The organism is Gemmatimonadota bacterium (assembly GCA_026706345.1).
Classification (GTDB): Bacteria; JAAXHH01; JAAXHH01; order JAAXHH01; family JAAXHH01; genus JAAXHH01.
Genome location: JAPOYX010000064.1, coordinates 1 through 21,100 on the forward strand (window position 1 = coordinate 1; position 21,100 = coordinate 21,100).

A 21,100-nucleotide genomic window follows, 5' to 3' on the forward strand; every position below is an offset into this window, starting at 1 on the left:
GGCTTCCAAGAAACTTAAGGTACGATTTTACGTTAGACAATAATCAGCAATTCCCTCAATGGTGTGTTTCAAGCCAATTGATCATGTTGTTTCCGCATATCGTACCTGTACTAACGGAATGTGTAAACGATTGAAAGTTAGATAGTTTTGTATATGAGGTTACGGACGGCTTTCGGCTTTCAACCCCTCTACCAACATCTCGATCGTATGGCTGATGGCCGTCTCCGACTGCAGAGTCTCTACCGGAACCGACACGTGTAATCCCGCCTCGATTCGGTTCCTCAATTCCACAGCCATGAGGGAATCCACCCCCAGGCTGCGCCAGGTCTGTTCTCGCTCCACGCTCCTGCGGTCCACTTCTACGATTCGACTGATTGCATCGGTCACGAATTCTTCGATGTAGGCACGAGTTTTATCAGCGGACAGAGCGCTTAAGTCGCCTTTAGAAAGGGGTGCAATCGATCGAGGGGTCTGCCCAGTGCGATCATCCGAAGGCAGGAACCGGGCCAGAATGGAATCTCCCTCAGGTCCCCTAGTTGGAACCACACCGATTCTGTGGACATCACGACGCAAAATCCGGTCTAGCAACGCGCCAGCCTCATCGCGCGGGATCTGTCGCAGTCCCTGCCGCCTGAGCCGGTCGGCGGCGCGTTCGTCGACCGTCATGCCCGTATCTTCCCACGGGCCCCAGTTGATCGTCGTAACCGGCAGGCGCTCCTGACGCCTGAGGTCCGCCAGGCCGTCCAGATAGGCGTTTGCGGCGGCGTAGGACGCCTGCCCCGCGGTGCCCACCAGAGATGCTGCCGAGGAAAAAAGGACGAAGAAGTCCAGTTCGAGATCCTTGGTCAATTCGTGCAGCAGCCAGGCACCTGTCGTCTTGGGCTCGAGTACCCGGCGGAACCGCTCCTCTGATTGGGTCAGCAAAATGCCGTCGTCCAGCACACCGGCCGCATGGAAAACGCCCCTGACCGGTCCGCTCCCGCCTTCCAGAACCGACATGAGGCGCTCCATCGCCTCTCGATCGGTCACGTCGGCCTGAACATACTTCACTTTGCCGGCGGGATCGGCTTCTGGTGCCGCTTCCTCGATTGGCCTTCGACCCGTTACCACCACCAGGCCGGCTCCCCGGTCGAGTAGCCAGCCGGTCAGGAAACGTCCGACTCCGCCCGTGCCGCCCGTGACGAGGTAGGTCCCGCCCTGGCGTATGACCGGGTCGTTATCGGTCAGGTTCACCGGAATTGGCGCTCCGTCATCCACGAGTACCAGCTTGCCCGTGTGCCGGGCCTGTGACATGAGCCGGAAGGCGTCCCGCGCCCGTTCCATCGGGAAGGTCTGATACGGCAGGGGACGCACTCTTCCATCCGAGGCCATTTCGATGATCGTTCGCAGCAGGGCACCCGCGTGATCGGGCCGTTCCTCGATGAACTGCGCGAGATCGATGGGATGGTAGGACCGGTTGTGGTCGAACTGGTTGAGGTCGATAGATCCGTGGTTCAGCGCATCGGTTTTGCCTATCTCGATGAAACGCCCGTGGGGAGCCAGCACGGAAAGGGAAGCCCGCATGGCCGGCCCGGTGAGCGTATTTAGCACGATATCCATGCCCTTCCCGTCCGTCCTGTCCATGATCTCTTCGGCGAAATCCAGCGATCGGGAATCCATTACATGGGAAATGCCCAACTCCTTCAAAAAGGCACGTTTTTCCGGGGATCCGGCCGTAGCGAACACCTCGGCTTCCGCCTGACGGGCGATCTGAAGGGCGGCCAGTCCCACCCCGCCGGTGGCGTTGTGTACGAGAACGCGGTCACCGGCGGATATCCCGCCGCGTACCACCAGACCCAGGTATGCCGTCAGAAAGGCTACGGGCAGCGTGGCTGCCTCCTCAATGCTCAGGCGATCCGGTTTTCGCGCGACCAGACTGGCTTTCGCGGTCACATGTCCAGCCATGGTCGCAGGCATCATCCCCATGACCACGTCGCCGACTTCCACGGAGTCTGCCCGGTCGCCGCATGCGACCACTTCACCAACACATTCCCATCCGAACGTCGGTGGCTGCCGTGATGGTACCTTTAGCATGCCGAGGGCGGTCAGCACGTCCCGGAAATTCAATGCGGTGGCCTGCAGGCGAATGACCACCTCGTCCGGTCCGGGGCAGGATTCCGGTTTCGTTTCGAAATGGAGATCGTCGATTGAGCCGGATGTGGACTGTGATAGTACGTAACTTGTTTTTGAACAAGAGGTTACGGGTACGGTTTTTGCTTCGCTCCACCCCGGATCGAAGGGAACGAGACGGCGGGTGAAAACATCAAACCCCCGCAGTGCTATTTCACCGGACAACATGTCCGTGCCCACGATCTCCGCGAGATGCTCCACATCGATCCCACCAGTCTCGCCGGCCCCGGACGGAAGGTCGATCAGTTTGCAGCTCAACTCGGGGTGTTCGCGCATGGCGACCCGACCGCAGCCCCAGATCGCCGCGTGTTCCGGCGATGCTCCGTCACCTTCTATCACGGACTGCGCGCCCGCCGTGATCAGCCGCAGGCGGCATGAGAGATCCGGGTTGTCCAGCACCGTACGGACCAGTTTAAAGGATTCCAGGACGGGATCGGTATGCCGGCCGGACTGCCGATTTTTGCTTTCCGTCCAGATACCTGCCAGACCAATGTAGCTTCCGGTTTCGCATTCCACCGATCCCAGCTTATCGGCAAGTGTGGCGATCGAGTTTACCTGACAATCGCCAGACGTACCAATGAATTTACTCTTCACGCCGGGGCGTGACAGGGCGTCGGCCAGTTTGCTTCCGAGTCCATGGTCGTCCGAGAGTACGAACCAGTGGGCGATGTGATCGGTCGGCGGGTGTGCCTCGTGATCGGTCGGCGGGTGCTCCGCCCAGCGGTTGTCGGCCACCCACTCCTCGCGGTACAGTCCGTGCGGGTTGTTGCCGACGTTGCGACGGCTTCCCGAACCGCTTGCCCGGGACAGATCTACTCCTTCCAGGATCACCGCGGGCCGGCCGTTTTCATCTACGAGGTACACGTCGGCCAGCAGGCCGCCTTCTGTCGACGTCTCTCGCAGTCTCGCGTAGGCAACCAGGACTTCATCCTGTTCTGGAAGTCTCTGCAGCACAAGGGTTTTCACGCTGACTGGCAGATGTGGGCCGTCATTCGGCACGAGCATCAACAGGGCCTGCAGACCGGCATCCAGGACACCGGGATGCAGGCGGTAGGGCCCGTGCCCTTCATCCCGGGACGTCAGAAAGGCCAGTGCTTCCCGATCGGAGTACACGACATCGTCGACTTGGCGGAAGGCGGTGCCGTACGCAAACCCCAATTCGGCGGCACGTTCGTAGAATCGGCGGCGCGTGATCCGGCGGTCGCAACGGGATCTGACCGCACCCAGGTCGATGTTCTCGGCTAGAACATCCGCCCGGGACCTTTCGGTTCGCATGTTCGCCAGCCAACTCGAAGCCGGCTCTTTTGATTCCGGTTTGGAGGACAGGGTATACCGGTTCTGCCCACGCACTACCTGGACGAGGTGCGCACCGGTTTCGGGCAACAACAGAGGATGCAGGAGTTCCAGATCGGTGAAAGCGGCGGGAACATCCGCCTCGTCGAGCGTCTCGAAGAGCATTTCGATCTGCCCCGCAAGCGGCATGATCGACCGGTCCAGCACCGTGTGGTCCGTCAGGATCGAATGAGATTCCAGGCTGATCGCCCGTTCCCATACCCGCAAATCGGGATCCACGGAAGATTCGACACCGGGTCCAATCAACGGGTGCGGGTATTGGCTGCCTGGTTGTTGGCCCATTCCGTCCAGCCAGTACCGTTCTTTCTGCCAGGGGTATGGCGGCAACTGTATGAACGTGCGAGGTGGATCCGCCAGATGCTCGCAGTTGATATCGTGTCCGTGTACATAGCATTTAGCCACGGATTCGAGCAGGACGTCCCACGCTCCGTGATCACGCCGCAGCGTGGCGAGCGCGTGGCCCGGCCGGTTGCGTTGAGCCAGGTTCTCGTAAATGGCGGTGGAAAGCACCGGATGAGGGCCGATCTGAATGTAAAGCACCTCCCCGTCACCTGGAATCTCTTCGAATATCCGGTCGAACAGGACGGGACTCCGGATGTTCCGCCACCAGTGGTCCGCGTCGAGTTCCATTCCGTCTGCCCGCGCACCCGTGACCGTCGACAACAGGGGTACGCGGGTTCTCGAGGGGGACAAACCATTCAGGGATGCCAGGAAATCGTCGTGAATCCCGTCCATTTGCCCGCTGTGATAGGCGATCTCAGTGTGTAGCTTCTGACAGAAGAGCCGTCGATCTTCGATCGCGGCCTGCAACCGGTCGATATCCGCTACCTCCCCCGATATGGTCACGGATACCGGACTGTTGACCGCGGCGATGGACACGCTGTCGCCGTAGGGTTCGATGAGTTCGTTCGCCTCTTCGGGCGACACGCCCACCGCCAGCATCTCACCCCTTCCCTGTATCTCTTTCTGCAGCCTGCTGCGCTGATAAATGATGCGAACGCCCTCTTCCAGCGAAATTGCGCCCGTGACGCAGGCTCCCGCGATTTCCCCGACGCTGTGACCCACGACGAACCGCGGCTCGACGCCCAGGGACCGCCACAGGGCCGCCAACGCCCACTGCAGTGCCATGTTGGCGGGCTGGGCGACCGCGACGTCAGCCATGCGCTCACCGTTCGTCCCAGTCCGCATCATTTCGAGCAAGGACCTGCCCGAAATCGCCGCGAACAGGTGGTCGAACTCGTCCATCGCATCGCGGAACGGGGACGCCGCATCGTAGAGCGCCTCGCCCATGCCGTACCACTGGGGGCCCATCCCGGTGAAGACAAACACGGCGGATGTCGCATGGGCTCCGGTGCGTCCGGTTTCGAAACGATCCGGGATACCGCCGCCGCAGAACTCCTCGAGGTTCCTGACGGCTTCTCCGGACTCCTCGAACACCAGCGTCAGGCGGTGGTCGAGGTGGGATCGGTGCAGGGCGAGTGTGGCCGCGAGATCGCCGGGCGGCGTATCGGGGTGGTTCCGGAGCAGGAATGCCGTATCCGATGCCTTTTCCTTCAGTGCTGCGGTGCTGTGCGCTGACAGCACCAGAAGCCGGGGAGCCTTCAGAACCGGCTGGCGACGGGAATCGTCCGTTTCTGTCGTTTGCAGTTCGCGTGCCGGTTGCGTTTTTAAAGATTCTTCTGGACGTTCCATGACCGGCGGAGATCCGAGCACGACGTGGGCGTTGGCACCGCCGAATCCGAAGGAGTTTACGCCGGCATAGGAGGGACCAGAGAGGTTCTCCGGTTCGGTCACCACCCTTAACCCCAGCTCTTCAAAGGGGATATCGGGATTCGGACGATCGAAATGCAGTGAGGGCGGCAGGATGCCGTGCTTGAGCGACAACGCCGTCTTGATGACGCCGGCGACCCCGGCCGCCGCCTCGGTGTGTCCGATATTGGTCTTCACCGAACCGATCAGGCACCCGGTGGATCCCGTGGCGCGTCCGATGGCCAGCGCTTCAATGGGATCGCCCGTGGGCGTTCCCGTGCCATGGGTCTCCACGAAGGCCAGTTGAGCGGCGCTTACGCCCCCTGCCCGGGCGGCCGCCTCGATGACGGTTTCCTGCGCGTTTTGCCCCGGGACAGTCAGGCCCCGGCTGCGCCCGTCCTGGTTGATCGCGGAGCCGTGAATGACCGCGTAGATCGCATCGCCGTCCTCCATCGCCGTGGCCAGGGGTTTCAGCACGACCAGGCCGGCGCCGTCGCTGCGCCCGTAACCGTCCGCCCCCCGGGCGAAGGCTCTGCAGCGCCCATCCGGCGACAGCATCTGCGCCTGTTGAAATCCGCGGGTCGTCTGCGGCGTCAGCAGTAGATTGGCGCCTCCCGCGAGCGCCGCGGTACAGGTTCCTTCTTGGATATCGCGGCAGGCCAGGTGCAGGGCGGTCAGGGACGAAGAGCAGGCCGTATCCACGGCGATGCTCGGCCCCTGCAAATCCAGGAAGTAGGAGATCCGGTTGGCCGCGATACTCAGCGTGCCGCCCGTGTTGGTATGCATGCCGACCGACGAAGGCGCCGCGTACCGCTGCAGGTCCCAGTATTCGTCCAGGAAGATCCCCACGTACACCCCGACGGTCCGGCCTTCCAGCCTGGCCGGGGGTACCCGCGCGTCTTCCAGCGCTTCCCAGGCGAGTTCGAGCAGGATGCGCTGCTGGGGATCGATGTGACGGGCTTCCCGGGGCGAGATGTTGAAGAACCCCGCGTCGAACCGGTCGATTTCGTCGACGAATCCGCCACAGGCTGGATAGTCCCCCCCGCCCGGCCAGTATCCCCACAGCGCTTTTCGCTCATCCGGCACGGCGCGTATCGCGTCTCCGCCGTTCAGGACGAATTCCCAGAAGGATTGGGGCGTCGATATCCCCCCGGGAAACCGGCAGGCGATTCCGGTGATCGCAACGGGTTCAACCGACATGGCGGAGCGTCCTTCGGTAGATCCAGTCGGCGTTTCCGTATCGGGTGCGGACCAATGACTCGGCCATGCGCCGCTCTTCAGCGTTCAGCACGTCCATTCGGCCTTCCAGATTCAGGTGATCGAGAAACGACCTGGACAGGCGGTCGGCCCATTCCTTGAAGGATGGCACACGGGGAATCAACTCGGATACGGAGGTGGTCCGTTCGTTCAGCAGCCGGGCGATGGCGTCCCGGCGTGCGTGAGCGTGGCCAGGCATCAACAGGGGAAGCCTTCTGTGCCCCGGTCCCAGGAGGATGGATCCGTGTTGCAGTACCCGCCCTCCCGATCGGCGCTGGGCGTTTCCGGCCAGTTTCTTTCCTCGAACCGTGATCTCGTATCTCCCGGTAGCTGTGAAACATACATCGTTTTTGCCACCCATACCGCAATGTCCGTCCGGTGCCAGTTCACCCGGGATTCCGAATTGCCGCAACGTCCCAATCAGCGCCTCGCCCACCCTACGGATCATCACCCCGGACGAGCCGCCCAGTGCGGGGTGGGACTCCCGCACCACCAGGCTGTAGGTCAATTCCTGGTCGTGCAGCACCGCGCGCCCTCCGGTGATCCGCCGGACCAGTTCGATGCCGTGCCCGTCGCACTGCCCGGGATCGATCTCGTCCTCCACGTCCTGGCCGTATCCAAGGGATACGGCCGGAGGAGTCCAGGAATAGATGCGCAGGGTTATTATCCCCGGATCCCGCCCGCCCGCGTTGAACAGGGCTTCGTCGACAGCCATGTTCCAGGCGGCGGAACATCCGGGCGTGGTGAGTATGCGAATCATGGCCTGTCGCTGTTCCGGGCGGCCTGCAGCTGCTCGACGGCCTGTCGCGCGGCGTCCTGCTCCGCGTTCTTCTTGCTGGTGCCCGTGCCCTTGCTGACCGGATTCCCGGATACATAGACCTCGATGGTGAAGACCTTCTCGTGGTCGGGTCCGACGGCGGAGTCGACCCGGTATTCCGGCTGGCCTATGCCTTCGCCCTGCGTGTATTCCAGGAGCGCGCTCTTGTAGTTCCGGGAGTGATCGACACTGGCTGGGCGCTCTTCGCCCAGATCCTGGAGCAGGGTCCGATGCAGGAAGCGCCTGACCGGCTGGAGCCCGCCGTCCAGGTACATGGCACCGATGATGGACTCGTAGGCGTCTGACAGGATCGAATGGCGAAACCGGCCGCCGGAACGGGCTTCGCTGGGGCTCAGCAGCACGTACCGGCCAAGTTTCATGGCCCGGGCCTGACGCGCGAGGGCCTTCCGGTTGACCAGCGTGGAACGGAGCTGCGTCAGTTGTCCCTCGCGGCGCCGGGGATATGTGTTGAAGATGAACTCGCCCACGACGAGGTCCAGCACCGCGTCACCGAGGAACTCCAGCCGTTCGTTGGAGTGAACGCCCGACTGTTCCCGGGAATACACGTAGGAACGGTGCTTCAGCGCCGTAATGAGATAATCGGTGTTTTTGAAACGGTAGTTGAGATACTTCTGTACTTGGCGGGCGTTTTCCCGTTCGATGGCCGTTCGGTTCGCGGCATGGCCGGACACGCCGCGTTTCAGGCCCGAAAACAGGACCGCGGCCGCGCGCCCCAGCTTTTGCAGAATGGAATGCCGTTTCGACACGGTAATCCCCGGAACACGTTAGAGGCGTTTCGGAGGACGTTACGCCGTGTACTTCTTTACCACGAGAGTTACGTTATGCCCACCGAATCCGAATGAATTGGTCAAAGCCGCCCGTACTTCCCGCTCCCTGCCGGTGTTGGGGACGTAGTCCAGGTCGCAATCGGGATCGGGTACCTCGTAGTTGATGGTAGGATGGACGAAATCGCGGGAGACGGACAGCGAGGTCGCGATGAACTCCACCCCTCCTGAAGCCCCGAGGAGATGGCCGACAAGTGACTTGGTCGAGCTGATGGCGAGATGTTTCGCGTGATCTCCGAAGACCTTCTTGATCGCGAGGGTTTCGATGCGGTCGTTAAAGGGGGTGGATGTGCCGTGGGCGTTGATGTAATCGATCTCGTCCACGGCCAACCCGGCGTTCTGCAGCGCCAGTCTCATGGACCGCTCCGCGCCTTCGCCCGATTCATGGGGCTGGGTGATATGAAAAGCATCAGCCGTCGCCGCGTACCCCGCCAGTTCGGCATAGATCGTCGCGTTGCGCTGCAGTGCGTGCGGCAGGGTCTCAAGGACGACCATGCCCGCTCCCTCGCCCAGGACGAATCCGTCCCGTTCGGCGTCAAAGGGCCGGCTTGCCCGCTCCGGCTCGTCGTTTCGGAGGGAAAGAGCGCGCATGTTGCTGAACCCGGCCACGGCCATGGGGGAGATGCTGGCCTCCGTCCCGCCGGTGACCATGACGTCCGCGTCCCCGTGCTGCAGGATCCGGAAGGCGTCGCCTATCCCGTGTGCGCCACTCGAACAGGCCGATACCGTGGTGTAGTTGGGGCCCTTCAGACCATGAATCATCGAGATGTGACCGGGGGCCATATCCGCGATCATCATCGGAATGAAAAAGGGACTCACCCGGCCTGGACCCTTGTTCACCAGGTTCGTATGCTGGTTTTCGAAAGTCCAGATCCCGCCGACGCCCGTGCCCATGACCACCCCGATGCGTTCCCGGTCTACGCTGTCGAGATCCAGCCTCGAGTCGTCGATCGCCATCTGCGCCGCGATCACCGCGTACTGGACGTTGTCGTCCATGCGCCGCACTTCCTTCCGATCGATATAGTCCGCCGCGTTGAAATCCTTCAACTCGGCCGCGATCTGCGCTGGAAATGCGCTCACATCGAACTTGGTGATGGGCCCAACGCCGCTTTGGCCGTCGCAAAGGGCCTTCCAGTAGGTATCGAGCGTGAGCCCCACGGGACTCAGGACACCCATACCGGTAACGACAACGCGCTCTGCCACGCCGATATCTCCCGAAATCAACCGGCCGCATCCCCCGGACTGCCTGGGATCACGGACCGGACTTGAGTTGATTCAGCCGTCTATATTGGCCTGGAGATACTTGATCGCGTCACCTACCGTGACGATCTTCTCGGCGTCCTCGTCGGGAATCTCGAGATCGAATTCTTCCTCGAGGGCCATGACGAGCTCGACCGTATCGAGCGAGTCGGCGCCCAGGTCGTCTGTAAACGAGGCATTGTCGGTAACCTGGTCACCGTCCACGCCAAGCTGCTCGGCGATGATCTCCTTTACGCGATCTTCCATCGTTTTCCTCCTGTACGGATGAATTGTTGGCTCTTCGTTCACATGCTAAGATGAGATTTGTTTCTTCCATTGATGCAAATCATACGGCGCGCGATCCGCCTGAAACAGACCGGCTTCCGCGAACCATGCGGCGCGCGATCCGCCTGAAACAGACCGGCTTCCGCGAACCATGCGGCGCTCGGCCCGTCCGCGACAGATGGCATCCGCTCACATGCCCATGCCGCCGTCGACGCGCATCACCTGGCCCGTTATGAAGGCGGCGTCGTCGGACGCCAGGAATGCCGCGATGCCGGCTACGTCGTCGGGTTGTCCGGCCCGGGAAAGCGGTGTGGCGTCCAGGAACGCGGTCCGCACGGCCTCGGGAAGCGACGCCGTCATGGCGGTTTCGATATACCCCGGGGCGATCGCGTTGACCGTGATTCCCCGGCTGCCGACCTCTTTCGCCACCGATTTGGTGAAGCCGACAATCCCGGCCTTGGAGGCGGCGTAGTTGGCCTGTCCCGCGTTCCCCGAGAGGCCGACGATCGAGGTCATATTGATGATCCTGCCGCTCCGCTGTCGCATCATTGGCCGGATGACGGCCTGGGTGCAGATAAACACGCTGCCCAGGTTGACGTGCACGACCTCGTCCCAGTCAGCCTGTTTCATGCGCATCAGGAGCGTATCCCGGACCGTAGCCGCGTTGTTTACCAGGACGTCGATAGATCCGTATGCTTCAACCACACTGTCGACCAGGTCTTTCACGCTGTCCCGGTCGTCGATGCGTACGGACAGCCCCCTTGCGTCGCCCCCTTTTTGCTTCAATGCCTCAGCGGCTTCCTCGGCCTTCGTCCCGTCGCGGCTCGTAATGACCACCCGGGCGCCTTCCGCGGCGAATCGTTCGGCGACGGCGGAACCGATCCCCTGGGCGCCGCCCGTTACGACGGCAACTTTGCCCTTCAAGCCACGCAAAACTGAAGATCCCCGTGAACATGTGCTTTTTTAAGTGTTTTCATTACCGTTCCACCACGGGTTGGCCGAGCGTTTCGGTTACTATTCCACCACGGGCTGGCCGAGGGTTTCGACTACGGCAGACACGTCCTCGAGCTTATCCGCATTCAAGATGCCGACGCCGCGGTGCATCCTTTTCATGAGTCCCGTGAGTACGCTGCCCGGTCCCGCCTCCACTACGGTGTCCACCCCGTGGCCGGCCAGGGTCTGCATGGATTCCACCCAGCGTACCGGCCGGGTCAACTGCTCGATCAACAGGCGGCGGATATCTTCCGGTTCCGTCACGGCCCGGGCGGTTACATTGGCCACCAGCGGCGTGTCGGCGCGGGTGATGACGGCTTTTCCGATCGCCTCCGCCAGGCCCTGCCGGGCATGCTCCATGAGTTCGGAGTGGAACGCCCCGCTTACCTCGAGGGGCACAACCCTCCTGGCCCCCGCATCCCGAGCGGCTTCCATGGCCCGTTCTACGGCCGGCACGGCCCCGGCGATGACCGTCTGCAGCGGGGAGTTGTAGTTGGCCGGCTGGACGGGCTCGCCCTCCCTGCTCGCCGACCGGCAGACGTCGTCGACTTCCTGCGGCGAAAGGCCGATCACGGCCGCCATGGTGCCTGGCTGTCTTTGTCCGGCCTCGTGCATCAGGGTGCCGCGCAGGCGGACCAAGCGCACCGATTCCTCGAACGCAAGTGAGCCCGCCGCGACCAGCGCCGAGTATTCCCCCACGCTGTGGCCGGCGACATAATCCGGACGGATCCCCTGTTCGCTCAGCAGGGATGCCACCGCCGCGCTGTGCACCAGGATGGCCAACTGCGTGTAATTCGTTTGCTTCAGGGTCTCGGCGGGGCCTTTAAAGGAGATCCCGGCGATATCGGCACCGGTGATCTCACGGGCCTGCCGGTACAGTTCCCGTACCTGCGGATACCGGTCGTGCAGGTCCCGGCCCATGCCCACGTACTGGGAAGCCTGCCCTGGAAACAAGAAAGCGATCCTGGCTTGGGTCATGGATTAGCGCGCCGAACCTAAATTGCTTCGACTTCCTGTACTTCCCTTCCCTGGTAGTATCCGCAATGGGGGCAGACGCGGTGCGCGCGTTTCTTCTCCCCGCAGTGGTCGCAGTCCACCAGCGCCGGCATCGAAAGTACCCAGTGCGTCCGGCGCTTACGACTCCGTGCCCGGGATTGGCGTCGCTTGGGCAGGGCCATGTCTTATTCCTCCTTCAACAACGTTTTCAGTGTGTGCCAGCGCGGGTCCACCTGCCGCGTACCACAACCGCAGGCGCCCTCGTTGAGGTTCCGCCCGCATTCCGGACAGAGCCCCCTGCAATCTTCGCTGCACAGGGGTTTCATGGGGATATTCAGGTTGACGAGTTCCGCGATGCGCCGACTCAGGTCTATCGTCTTCGCGCCGTAGTCCAGGATTTCCACGTCGTCGGCTTCGGTCAGCTCCTCGCCCTCCGGTATGGCGCGGTCGGTCTTCTCGTAGTAGGTCGCGATTTCGCCGCTGATATGTTCCTCCACGTCTTCGAGGCATCTGCCGCAGGAAAAGGTCATGGCGACCGCTATATCAGCCTGCAGCACCAGCGAATTCTCGGAGACCGTGAGGGTGCCGTCCACCTTGACAGGTGAAGCGAAACGGCAATCCTCGTCCGGAAGAAAATCGGCGGCGGGCGTGTCTTCTAGGTGGATGGGATGTAAACCTTCGGCCAAATGCTCAATCGCGATTCGCATATCGACTGCTTGTTCAGTATTGCCAAGACCAGACTTTACACGCATATCCCGTACCGTAACCCGGGTGTCTCCGGCATTCCGTAAATTGCCCGGAAGCCACTAATAATACGGGGGTTACCCCGGTCATGTCAAGAGGAAAATCCCCGGATCAGGCGAGTGCGGATCGGATCAAATCGACTACGTCGGCCGATCGGTCGGCCACTGGAATACCGGCGTCGTTCAACGCGCTCACTTTTTCCTCGGCTCCGCCCGTTCCGCCCGATATGATCGCGCCGGCGTGTCCCATGCGTTTGCCGGGCGGCGCCGTGCGCCCCGCGATGAATCCGACTACGGGTTTTGTCATGTTTTCCCGGACGAATTCCGCGGCCCTTTCCTCGTCGGAGCCTCCGATCTCGCCGATCATGACTACCGCGTGGGTATCCGGGTCCGCCTCGAAGGCCTCGAGGGCGTCGATGAAGCCCGTCCCGATGATCGGATCACCGCCGATGCCCAGGCAGGTGGACTGGCCGATGCCCGCGCTCGTCAACTGGTGGACGATCTCGTAGGTCAACGTGCCGCTGCGGGAAACCACGCCCACGTGACCGGGCTGGTGTATGTGGCCGGGCATGATACCGACCTTGGTGACGCCCGGCGTGATGGCGCCGGGACAGTTCGGTCCCAGAAGGCGTACGCCAGAATGCTGCAGGACGGCGTAGACCCGGGCCATGTCCAGCGTGGGGATGCCTTCCGTAATGCAGATCACCAGGTCCAATTCGGCGTCGATCGCCTCGTGAATCGCATCGGCCGCGAAGGCGGGGCGGACGTAGATGATCGACGTATTGGCACCCGTGGCCGAAGCTGCTTCCGCCAGCGTATCGTAAACCGGGATGCCGTCCAGGTCCTGGCCGCCTTTACCGGGCGTGACTCCGGCGACGACATTCGTTCCATAGGCCGCCATCTGGCGCGTGTGAAAGGAGCCGTCCCTGCCGGTAATCCCCTGCACGACGACACGGGTGTTTTCGTTTACCAGGATGCTCATCTTCCCCCCTCCCCGAGTTCAACAGCCTTCTGAACAGCCTCCGCCATGGTGTCGACGGCGACGAGTCCAACGGATTCGAGTATGCGCCGGCCTTCCTCTTCGTTCGTCCCGGTAAGCCGGATGACGATGGGCAGCGTGAGCGGACCGCCGGATCCCTCGGCGATGCGCTCGAGGGCGGTGACGATGCCGTTGGCCACGTCGTCGCAGCGCGTGATCCCGCCGAAAATATTGAATAGCACGGCTTTGACGCGGTCGTCGGATGTGATGATGTTCATGGCGGTGACGACCTTGTCCGGGTTCGAGCTGCCGCCGATATCGAGAAAGTTCGCGGGCATGCCGCCGTAGAACTTCACCATGTCCATCGTCGCCATGGCCAGGCCCGCGCCGTTGACGATGCAACCGATATCGCCGTCGAGTTTGACGAAGCTGAGATCCGCGTCCCGCGCCTCGGCCTCGGTGGGCTCTTCCGATTCGGGATCGAGCATGGCCGCGATTTCGTCGTGCCTGAACAGGGCGTTGTCGTCGATGTTCATCTTCCCGTCTAGGGCCCACAGTTTACCGTCCGGAGTGGTCACGAGAGGATTGATCTCCGCCAGGGACGCGTCGCTTTCGATAAACGCGTCGTAGAGCCGTCCAAGAATGCCCGCGGCCTGGTTCACCACCGCGGGATCGGAGTAGAGCTTGTAGGCCAGGGACCGGGCCTGGTACGGAAGCAGTCCCAGGAGGGGGTCGACGGCCAGCTTGTGGATCTTCTCCGGCGTCTCCCGGGCAACTTCCTCGATATCGACGCCGCCCGCCGCGCTGACCATGAACACCGGCCGCCGGGTCTGCCGGTCCAGGATGATCCCCACGTAGGCTTCATGGGCGATCTCCACCGCCTCGGCCACCAGTACCTGCCGGACCGTCAGGCCCTTGATGTCCATGCCCAGGATCTGACTCGCCTTCTCGGCGGCCTCATCGGGCGTCGAAGCCAGTTTCACGCCGCCTGCCTTGCCCCGGCCGCCGACGTGCACCTGTGCCTTGACCACCACCCGCGCGTCCAGTTCCTCCGCGATGCGCCGGGCTTCTTCCGACGTCCTCGCCACCTGCTCCCGCGGGATCGCCATCCCGTGCCGGGCGAAGATGCCCTTCGCCTGGTATTCGTGAATATTCAATTCGTGCTCCTTGGATTTCGTGTTTCTCCTGCAGATTTCGTATTTCTCCTGCTCCTATTGAACCCCCACCGAACTTTTCCGTTCCTCCTTCTTTATTTTATACCCAGTACCTATCCCTGTCTTCTCGCCATACCGCCCAGCGCGTCGAAACCCGGCTTGAGGGCGGGATACATGGATTTGAAGATCCCGTAGCACTCCTCGTACCGCGCCGTCGCATCCCGGTCCGGTTCCGTCCGGGAAGCGACGGTGACCAGGTCGTCCGTGGCCTCCTCGACGGTGCCGTACACGCCGGTGCCGATGGCGGCCAGGATGGCGGCCCCGAAGGCGGGGCCTTCCTCCGCGTTAACGGTGACCACTTCCGCGTCGTAGATGTCCGCCTGGATCTGCCGCCACAGTCCGCTCCGCGCGCCGCCGCCCGTGGAGCGGACCTGTGTGACGGACAGTCCGAGTTCCCGCATGATCTCTATGGAATCCCGCAGGGCGAAAGTCACGCCCTCCATGACGGACCGGATCATGTGGGGGCGTCCGTGACGCCCGGTGATGCCGACAAAGGCGCCCCGTGCGTTGGCGTCCTTGTGGGGGGTGCGCTCGCCCATGAGATAAGGAAGAAACACCAGGCCCTCGCTGCCCGCCGGCGCGCGGGCCGCCTGGGCCGTCATCAGTTCGTAGGGGTCGGTGTCCAGCATCCGTGCCGCACTGGCCTCCACTTCGCCCAGGGTGTTGCGCAGCCACTGGAAGGCGCCCCCCGCAAAGAGGGTCACCCCCATCAGGTACCACTTGTCGGGGACGCTGTGGCAGAAGGTGTGGACCCGCATTTCCGGATCGACGCGGACATCGTCGGTGTGGGCAAAGACCACGCCCGATGTGCCGAGGCTCGCCAGAATCCGTCCCGAACGGACGATACCGGCGCCCACGGCGCCGCAGGTATTGTCGGCCCCGCCGCCGATGACGGGCGTGCCGGCCTCGAGTCCCATTTCCCCGGCGACTTCCGCCGTCACGCGGCCGCATACGTCGGTGGATTCGAAGGTGGGCGGCATGAAATCCGACGGCAGGCCGATGGCGTCCAGCATGGGGCCGGACCAACGGCGTTCGCAGACGTCGAACAACAGGGTGCCCGCGGCGTCGGACACCTCCATGGCGAATTCGCCCGTCATCCGGAACCGGATATAGTCCTTGGGCAGCAGCACCCGCCTAATGCGGTCGTATACCTGGGGCTCATGATCGCGGACCCAGATCAGCTTGGGCGCAGTGAAGCCTTCGAGCGCCGGATTGGACACCCAGCGCACCAGGTTTTCTTCGCCCGCCTTTTCCGTGATCCAGCGGCACTGCTCCGTGGTTCGCGTATCGCACCACAGGATGGATGGGCGAAGCACCTCGTTCTGCCCGTCGAGCAGCACCGAACTGTGCATCTGTCCCGACAGGCCGACCCCGGCGATGGAATCGGGCGGGACGCCGGCGATACCCATGGCTTCGCGGACCGTGTTCGACGCCGCGCGCCACCAGTCCTCCGGGTCCTGTTCGGCCCAGTTGGGTCGGGGCGTATGCATTGCGATTTCCTCGAAGGCGCGCGCCACTAAACAACCGCGTTCGTCGACGATAATCGTCTTGATGCCCGAGGTGCCGATATCGATACCGATAAGATGTCTCATACGCGAACCACCGCCATTTGAACCGTCGTCACTTCAACCACCGCCAGTTGCACCGCCGCCTGTAGAACTGCCGCTTGTAGAACCACTGCTTTTCGAACCGCCGCCATTTGAATCGCTGCCTTTCGAACCGTCGTCCGTTGCACCGCCGCCATTTGAATCGCTGCCTTTCGAACCGTCGTCCGTTGCACCGCCGCCTGTTGAACTGCTACCTTACCGGCACAAAAAAACCTGCGCAGGACCGCAGGAAACGGAAAGATGGCGATGGGAGTCGGATTCAACTCATGTACGCGTGCAATCGGACGCTGCGGGAGGTATGCCGCAACCGGCGAATCGCCCGTTCCTTGATTTGGCGCACCCGCTCCCGGGTCAACCCGAACTGCTTGCCGATTTCGTCCAGGGTCATCGGCTTGTCCTTGTTGATCCCGAAATAGGATCGAATCACGGCGGCTTCGCGGTCCGTGAGGGTGTTCAGCGCCCAGACCACTTCCTCCTTGAGCGATTTCTCCATGACCGGCGTTTCCGGCGACTCGATGGTCGTATCTTCGATCACGTCGAGCAGGCGTCCCTCCTCGCCGGGTGAGAAAGGCGCGTCGAGGGACAGGTGGGGACTGAAAGTCCGCATGATGTCGACCACTTCCTTGTGATCCAGCGACAACCGGCCGGCGATCTCATGGGTCGTGGGCTCCCGGCCCAGTTCCTGCTTGAGGCCCCGTACGACCTTGTTGATACGCCGCAACTCCTCCGCCCGGTTTAACGGAAGGCGGAAGATCCGCGACTGCTCGGCGAGCGCCTGCATGATCGCCTGCCGCACCCACCAGACCGCGTAGGATATGAACTTGAATCCCTTGTGTTCATCGTACCGCTGCGCAGCCTTGATCAAGCCTATATTGCCCTCGTTGATGAGGTCGGCAAGGGGCAGGCCCTGGTTCTGGTATTGCCTCGCCACCACCACGACAAAACGAAGATTGGCCTGGATAAGCTGGTTAATGGCGCCGTTCACCCCGTTGCGCGCGTCGCGCGCCAGGGCCATTTCCTCTTCCAGGTTCAGGACCGGTATGGACCTTATTTCCTTCAGGTAGGTATCAAGTGACCGGTCATCCCCCGGATTCCTCGATCCAACCCGGGAAACGTTGACTTTCGACTGGGCGGTCCTGGCCATGATCTTCCTCCGATACCGCATGCAGACCCGCTGAAGACGGCACTAAACGGCTTCAGCTCCGATTGGAAGAAAGAAAATGCGGATATCGTTTGGATTTACGGAGAACCCGTCCCAAGAATGATCCCCCGGTTCCTTACACTATAATGACGCCCCGGACAGGCCGTCAAGTTTTTAAGGTGAAATCTGCGGCGTTATGCAACCCGGCTCAAAACACCCGTTTCTCGACGGCGTTTCCGATATAGATATCCATCATCGTGGTCCGGTTGCCCCAGAAGTGATCCTGTCCCCACGAATTGGGCTCCAGGCCCTTGAACCAGGGCTTGCGCAGGTCCAGCACATGGGTGTGATAGATGAACACACCGCCGACGTCCTCGACGAGGATGCGCTCTGCCTGCGCGTAGTATTCCATGCGTTTCGCCTCGTCCATGGTCGTTCCCCCGGCCTGCAGCAACCGGTCGAAGGCGTCGTTCTTCCAGTCATGCCGGCCGTGGCCGACCGGTTGGGAATGCCAGACCTGGGACAGCATGTTGTCGGGGTCGGGATAATCGTACTGGTAGGGGATCAGTCCGAAGGGGATAGAGTACTGGTACATGTTGTCCATGTAGAGTCCGATTTCCTGGTTCCGGATCTCGACGCGCATGCCCAGGGTCTCCAACAGCATGCCCTGGATCGCTTGGGCGATGCCCATCTGGGTCGGATCCGCCTGACGCAGCCAGAATTCGATAGAAGGCAGGCCCTTGCCGTCCGGGTAACCGGCTTCCTCCAGAAGACGCCGGGCTTCCGGCGGGTCGTAACGCTGGACATCCTTCAGCAGATCGCCCGTGTATCCAGGAAAGTTGGGCGGCAGCATCGTGTAGGCGGGCGTGCCGTGGCCCTGCAGGATGACCCGGCAGATGGTCTCACGGTCGATGGCGTGGCTGACCGCCCGGCGGACCCGCACGTCGTCAAAGGGAGGTACCGCGGTACGGAAGAAGAGGTACCAGGTCTGGAAGTGGGCATTGGAGGTCAATTCCCGGGTCAGTTCGGGGCTGTTCTCGATCTCTCCCAGGAATTGGGCAAAGACGCCCTGCCGGTCGACCTCGTTGTTCTCGTAGGGCGTGATGCCGGGATGGGTGCCGGCGATGATGAACTTCAGCTTGATCTTCTCCAGGTAGCCCGGGTACGGCCCGTTATAGTAGGGGTTCAGTTCGTAGGAGATGTAACGGTCCGTGATCCATTCGTCCAGCTTGTAACTGTAGTTGCTGACCATGTTGCCCGGCTCGGTCCAGCGGCGGCCGTGCTTCCGCACCTGCCAGGGCGGCACGGGCGCCGCGGAATTGTAGGCCATGATGTGGGGGAGAAACGGGCACGGGGCCTCGGCCTCGATCTCCAGGGTCAGGTCGTCGATGGCGCGCACGCCCACCGAGTCGGGATCGCTGATCTTGCCGTGATTGAAGTCCCGCGCGTTCTTGATATTGTAGAAGAGAAACGCGAAGACATTGCCCTCGTTCGGATCCAGGAAGCGCTTGAAGGTGTATTCGAAATCGTGGGCGGTCACTGCCCTGCCGTCGCTCCAGCGGGCACCCTCCCGCAGGTGAAAGGTCCAGGTCCGCCCATCCTCGGACGGTTCCCAGTTGTCGGCGGCCCCTGGAATGAGGACATCATCGGCGTCGAACATGGTAAGTCGTTCGAAAAGATAGGGATCCGCGCCCTTGACGCCGTAGTTGTCCATGCTCACGTCCAGCGTCTTGGGCTCTTCGATGAAGTACATCATTATCTGTTCGTGGAGCGGTGCCGCGTCGGGCGGCAACTGCTTCCCCAGACTGTTGTCGACCGGTCCTTCGGAGCGTTGTACCGGGGCGCTTTCGTCGTCTCCGCAGCCGGTTATGAGGAGCAGGACGAGAAGCAGGGAACGGACCGGGATGACGGGGGAGGGCATCGAACGCGCTTCCTTCGATCGTGTGTCTACCGGGCATCGGCCATAAACTGCCTCAGGGTGAACTGTCTCGGGTGATACCACCTGCACGCGACGAGGCAAACGACCGCTCGGTTCATATCTGGTAAGGTAGGATTTTATGCGTTTTATGAATAATGCCCACAGGCCGAACAAGGGTCAATAGAAAAGAGGGGCGCGCCCGGAAGGGCGATTCTTGACTTCCGGGCACGGGAACGGTAGGTTGGTGCGACCTTTCTCCTTAATTCTCCTGTAGCCGGAATACCTGCTATGGCCGAACCAACTCCAGAGCAGTCGCGTCCCACGCTTCGCAAGTCTCTCGGGCTATTCGACGGAATCACCATCCTGGTGGGCATCACCATCGGGGCCGGAATCTTCTCGGCGCCCCAGATCATCGCGGGATTCACCGGGTCTTTCACGCCCATTCTTTGGCTCTGGATCGCCGGCGGCGCCTTCATTTTCATCGGCGGCCTCGTCTACGCGGAACTGGGCAGCCGCATGCCGGACACGGGCGGCGAATACATGTATATCAGCCGGGCCTTCGGCCCTTTCGCCGGGTTCATGTTCGGCTGGTCCCAGCTGTTCATCATCCGCACCAGTCCCCTCGCCGGACTGGCGATCGTCACGGTCAACTATTTCACCTATTTCGTCGAACTGACGCGCGTCGAACGGATCGCCGCCGCCCTGTTCATCATCCTGCTGCTCGCCATCCTGAACTACATCGGCGTGCACCGTGCGGGGTTCTACCAGCGCCTGACCACCGTGCTAAAGGTCGCCGGCCTGATGCTCCTCGTGGTACTTGGATTCTCCCTGGACTACGGCGGAGAAAACCTGCTTGGGACCGCCGCGGCGCCGACCGGAACGCTCGGTCCCGTCGGCAATATCATCGCCGCCGCCTTCATGGTGGTCTTCGCCTACATGGGATTCGAACGGGTGGGTTACTCGGCGGGAGAGATGAAGGATCCCCGGCGCACCATACCCCTGACCATGTTCGTGGGCATCACCGCGATCGTCGTGATCTATGTCCTGGCGAATCTCCTCTACCACCAGACCCTCGGCATGGAAGGCGTCCGGACGAGCAGCATCGTGGCATCGGACACGGCGGTCCTGCTGCTGGGTCCGCTCGGCGCGGGATTCATCGCCGTCACCGTCATGATTTCCACGACCGGCAGCATGAACGGGACCTTCATGACCGCCACACGGGTCTATTACGCCATGGCGCGGGACGGACTCTTCTTCAAGTGGCTGGACCATATCCACCCCGTGTACCGCACGCCCTCGCGAGCCATCATCGCCCATGCCGTATGGGATCGGCCATTCTGCTGTTCCGGGGGACCTTCGAAACCATCATGGCAGGGATGGTGTTCGCGGTACTCATCTTCTTCGGGGCCAATACCCTGGCCCTGTTCAGGCTCCGCCGTATGGGCGTCGGCGCGGAAGACGGGTACCGGGTGCCGCTGTATCCGTGGACGCCGGTCCTCTTCCTGGCCGGCATCGTCGTCCTCGTTGTTCTGCGCGCCACCTTCGAATGGTACAACTCGCTCATCGACTTTGCCTTTATCGCCACGGGCCTGCCATTCTGGTTCATCTGGCGGAAGGCGCGGGGCTAGTCAGGCGGGATCGTGGCATGCCGGACATCCTCCCGCTACACCTTTCAACAACCATGGATTCGTCGTGAACGCGGCCGGTACTGGGTCAGTTTTCCCTTTACGAAATTGCCTGTGCGGTGTATATTTAACCGTTCCATATCAGGTGTAAATACCAGCGTAACCAGCCG

The 21,100-nt window shown here is 62.1% G+C and carries 16 protein-coding genes; 1 reads left to right on the forward strand and 15 read right to left on the reverse strand.

Annotation, left to right across the window (positions count from 1 at the left end; genetic code table 11):
- Positions 1–159 precede the first annotated feature (159 nt).
- The 15 genes from OXG98_05420 to OXG98_05490 all read right to left on the reverse strand — a co-directional run bounded on the left by OXG98_05420 (position 160) and on the right by OXG98_05490 (position 19,308).
- A complete protein-coding gene (locus OXG98_05420) occupies positions 160–6,471 on the reverse strand; it encodes an SDR family NAD(P)-dependent oxidoreductase (GenBank protein MCY3771441.1) in 6,312 nt (2,103 codons plus the stop codon).
- On the reverse strand, positions 6,461–7,288 hold the full coding sequence (locus OXG98_05425; protein ID MCY3771442.1) for a biotin/lipoate A/B protein ligase family protein: 828 nt from the start codon (positions 7,286–7,288) through the stop codon (positions 6,461–6,463). The genes OXG98_05420 and OXG98_05425 overlap by 11 nt, the downstream gene beginning before the upstream one ends.
- Positions 7,285–8,112 carry a ribonuclease III gene (gene rnc, locus OXG98_05430; protein ID MCY3771443.1) on the reverse strand — a complete coding sequence of 276 codons (828 nt, stop codon included), beginning with the start codon at positions 8,110–8,112 and terminating at the stop codon, positions 7,285–7,287. The genes OXG98_05425 and rnc overlap by 4 nt, the downstream gene beginning before the upstream one ends.
- 39 nt (positions 8,113–8,151) lie before the next feature.
- Complete coding sequence (gene fabF, locus OXG98_05435) at positions 8,152–9,393, reverse strand: beta-ketoacyl-ACP synthase II (protein MCY3771444.1); 1,242 nt, start codon at positions 9,391–9,393, stop codon at positions 8,152–8,154.
- 72 nt (positions 9,394–9,465) lie between these two features.
- Positions 9,466–9,696: an acyl carrier protein gene (gene acpP / locus OXG98_05440; GenBank protein ID MCY3771445.1), complete on the reverse strand. Its 231-nt coding sequence runs from the start codon at positions 9,694–9,696 to the stop codon at positions 9,466–9,468.
- Between the two features lie 207 nt (positions 9,697–9,903).
- Positions 9,904–10,647, reverse strand: a complete 744-nt coding sequence (gene fabG, locus OXG98_05445; GenBank protein ID MCY3771446.1) for a 3-oxoacyl-[acyl-carrier-protein] reductase — start codon at positions 10,645–10,647, stop codon at positions 9,904–9,906.
- A gap of 81 nt (positions 10,648–10,728) precedes the next feature.
- Entirely contained in the window at positions 10,729–11,661 is a 933-nt protein-coding gene (gene fabD / locus OXG98_05450) for an ACP S-malonyltransferase (GenBank protein ID MCY3771447.1), read from the reverse strand.
- 41 nt (positions 11,662–11,702) lie between these two features.
- Positions 11,703–11,885, reverse strand: a complete 183-nt coding sequence (gene rpmF / locus OXG98_05455) for a 50S ribosomal protein L32 (protein MCY3771448.1) — start codon at positions 11,883–11,885, stop codon at positions 11,703–11,705.
- A gap of 3 nt (positions 11,886–11,888) precedes the next feature.
- Positions 11,889–12,410 carry a DUF177 domain-containing protein gene (locus OXG98_05460; GenBank protein ID MCY3771449.1) on the reverse strand — a complete coding sequence of 174 codons (522 nt, stop codon included), beginning with the start codon at positions 12,408–12,410 and terminating at the stop codon, positions 11,889–11,891.
- A 148-nt stretch (positions 12,411–12,558) separates the two neighbouring features.
- Entirely contained in the window at positions 12,559–13,428 is an 870-nt protein-coding gene (sucD, locus tag OXG98_05465; protein MCY3771450.1) for a succinate--CoA ligase subunit alpha, read from the reverse strand.
- The gene (gene sucC, locus OXG98_05470) at positions 13,425–14,582 is read right to left on the reverse strand and encodes an ADP-forming succinate--CoA ligase subunit beta (GenBank protein MCY3771451.1); all 1,158 of its coding nucleotides are present in this window, start codon (positions 14,580–14,582) and stop codon (positions 13,425–13,427) included. The genes sucD and sucC overlap by 4 nt, the downstream gene beginning before the upstream one ends.
- Positions 14,583–14,692: 110 nt before the next feature.
- Positions 14,693–16,231: a xylulokinase gene (gene xylB, locus OXG98_05475; protein ID MCY3771452.1), complete on the reverse strand. Its 1,539-nt coding sequence runs from the start codon at positions 16,229–16,231 to the stop codon at positions 14,693–14,695.
- Positions 16,228–16,509 (reverse strand): hypothetical protein, encoded by a 282-nt coding sequence (locus OXG98_05480; GenBank protein ID MCY3771453.1) that lies wholly within the window; start codon positions 16,507–16,509, stop codon positions 16,228–16,230. Before OXG98_05480 ends, xylB begins: the two co-directional genes overlap by 4 nt.
- Positions 16,506–17,390, reverse strand: a complete 885-nt coding sequence (locus OXG98_05485; GenBank protein ID MCY3771454.1) for an RNA polymerase sigma factor RpoD/SigA — start codon at positions 17,388–17,390, stop codon at positions 16,506–16,508. The genes OXG98_05480 and OXG98_05485 overlap by 4 nt, the downstream gene beginning before the upstream one ends.
- Positions 17,391–17,595: 205 nt before the next feature.
- On the reverse strand, positions 17,596–19,308 hold the full coding sequence (locus tag OXG98_05490) for a peptide ABC transporter substrate-binding protein (protein MCY3771455.1): 1,713 nt from the start codon (positions 19,306–19,308) through the stop codon (positions 17,596–17,598).
- 285 nt (positions 19,309–19,593) lie between these two features.
- Here OXG98_05490 and OXG98_05495 point away from each other — a divergent pair, with 285 nt between their 5' ends.
- The gene (locus OXG98_05495) at positions 19,594–21,081 is read left to right on the forward strand and encodes an amino acid permease (protein ID MCY3771456.1); all 1,488 of its coding nucleotides are present in this window, start codon (positions 19,594–19,596) and stop codon (positions 21,079–21,081) included.
- Positions 21,082–21,100 lie beyond the last annotated feature (19 nt).

Coding starts and splice junctions, on each gene's coding strand:
- OXG98_05420 (MCY3771441.1), bottom strand. CDS start 6,471: ATGTCGGTTGAACCCGTTGCGATCACCGGAATCGCCTGCCGGTTTCCC.
- OXG98_05425 (MCY3771442.1), bottom strand. CDS start 7,288: ATGATTCGCATACTCACCACGCCCGGATGTTCCGCCGCCTGGAACATG.
- acpP (MCY3771445.1), bottom strand. CDS start 9,696: ATGGAAGATCGCGTAAAGGAGATCATCGCCGAGCAGCTTGGCGTGGAC.
- rpmF (MCY3771448.1), bottom strand. CDS start 11,885: ATGGCCCTGCCCAAGCGACGCCAATCCCGGGCACGGAGTCGTAAGCGC.
- OXG98_05460 (MCY3771449.1), bottom strand. CDS start 12,410: ATGCGAATCGCGATTGAGCATTTGGCCGAAGGTTTACATCCCATCCAC.
- sucD (MCY3771450.1), bottom strand. CDS start 13,428: ATGAGCATCCTGGTAAACGAAAACACCCGTGTCGTCGTGCAGGGGATT.
- xylB (MCY3771452.1), bottom strand. CDS start 16,231: ATGAGACATCTTATCGGTATCGATATCGGCACCTCGGGCATCAAGACG.
- OXG98_05485 (MCY3771454.1), bottom strand. CDS start 17,390: ATGGCCAGGACCGCCCAGTCGAAAGTCAACGTTTCCCGGGTTGGATCG.
- OXG98_05490 (MCY3771455.1), bottom strand. CDS start 19,308: ATGCCCTCCCCCGTCATCCCGGTCCGTTCCCTGCTTCTCGTCCTGCTC.
- OXG98_05495 (MCY3771456.1), top strand. CDS start 19,594: ATGGCCGAACCAACTCCAGAGCAGTCGCGTCCCACGCTTCGCAAGTCT.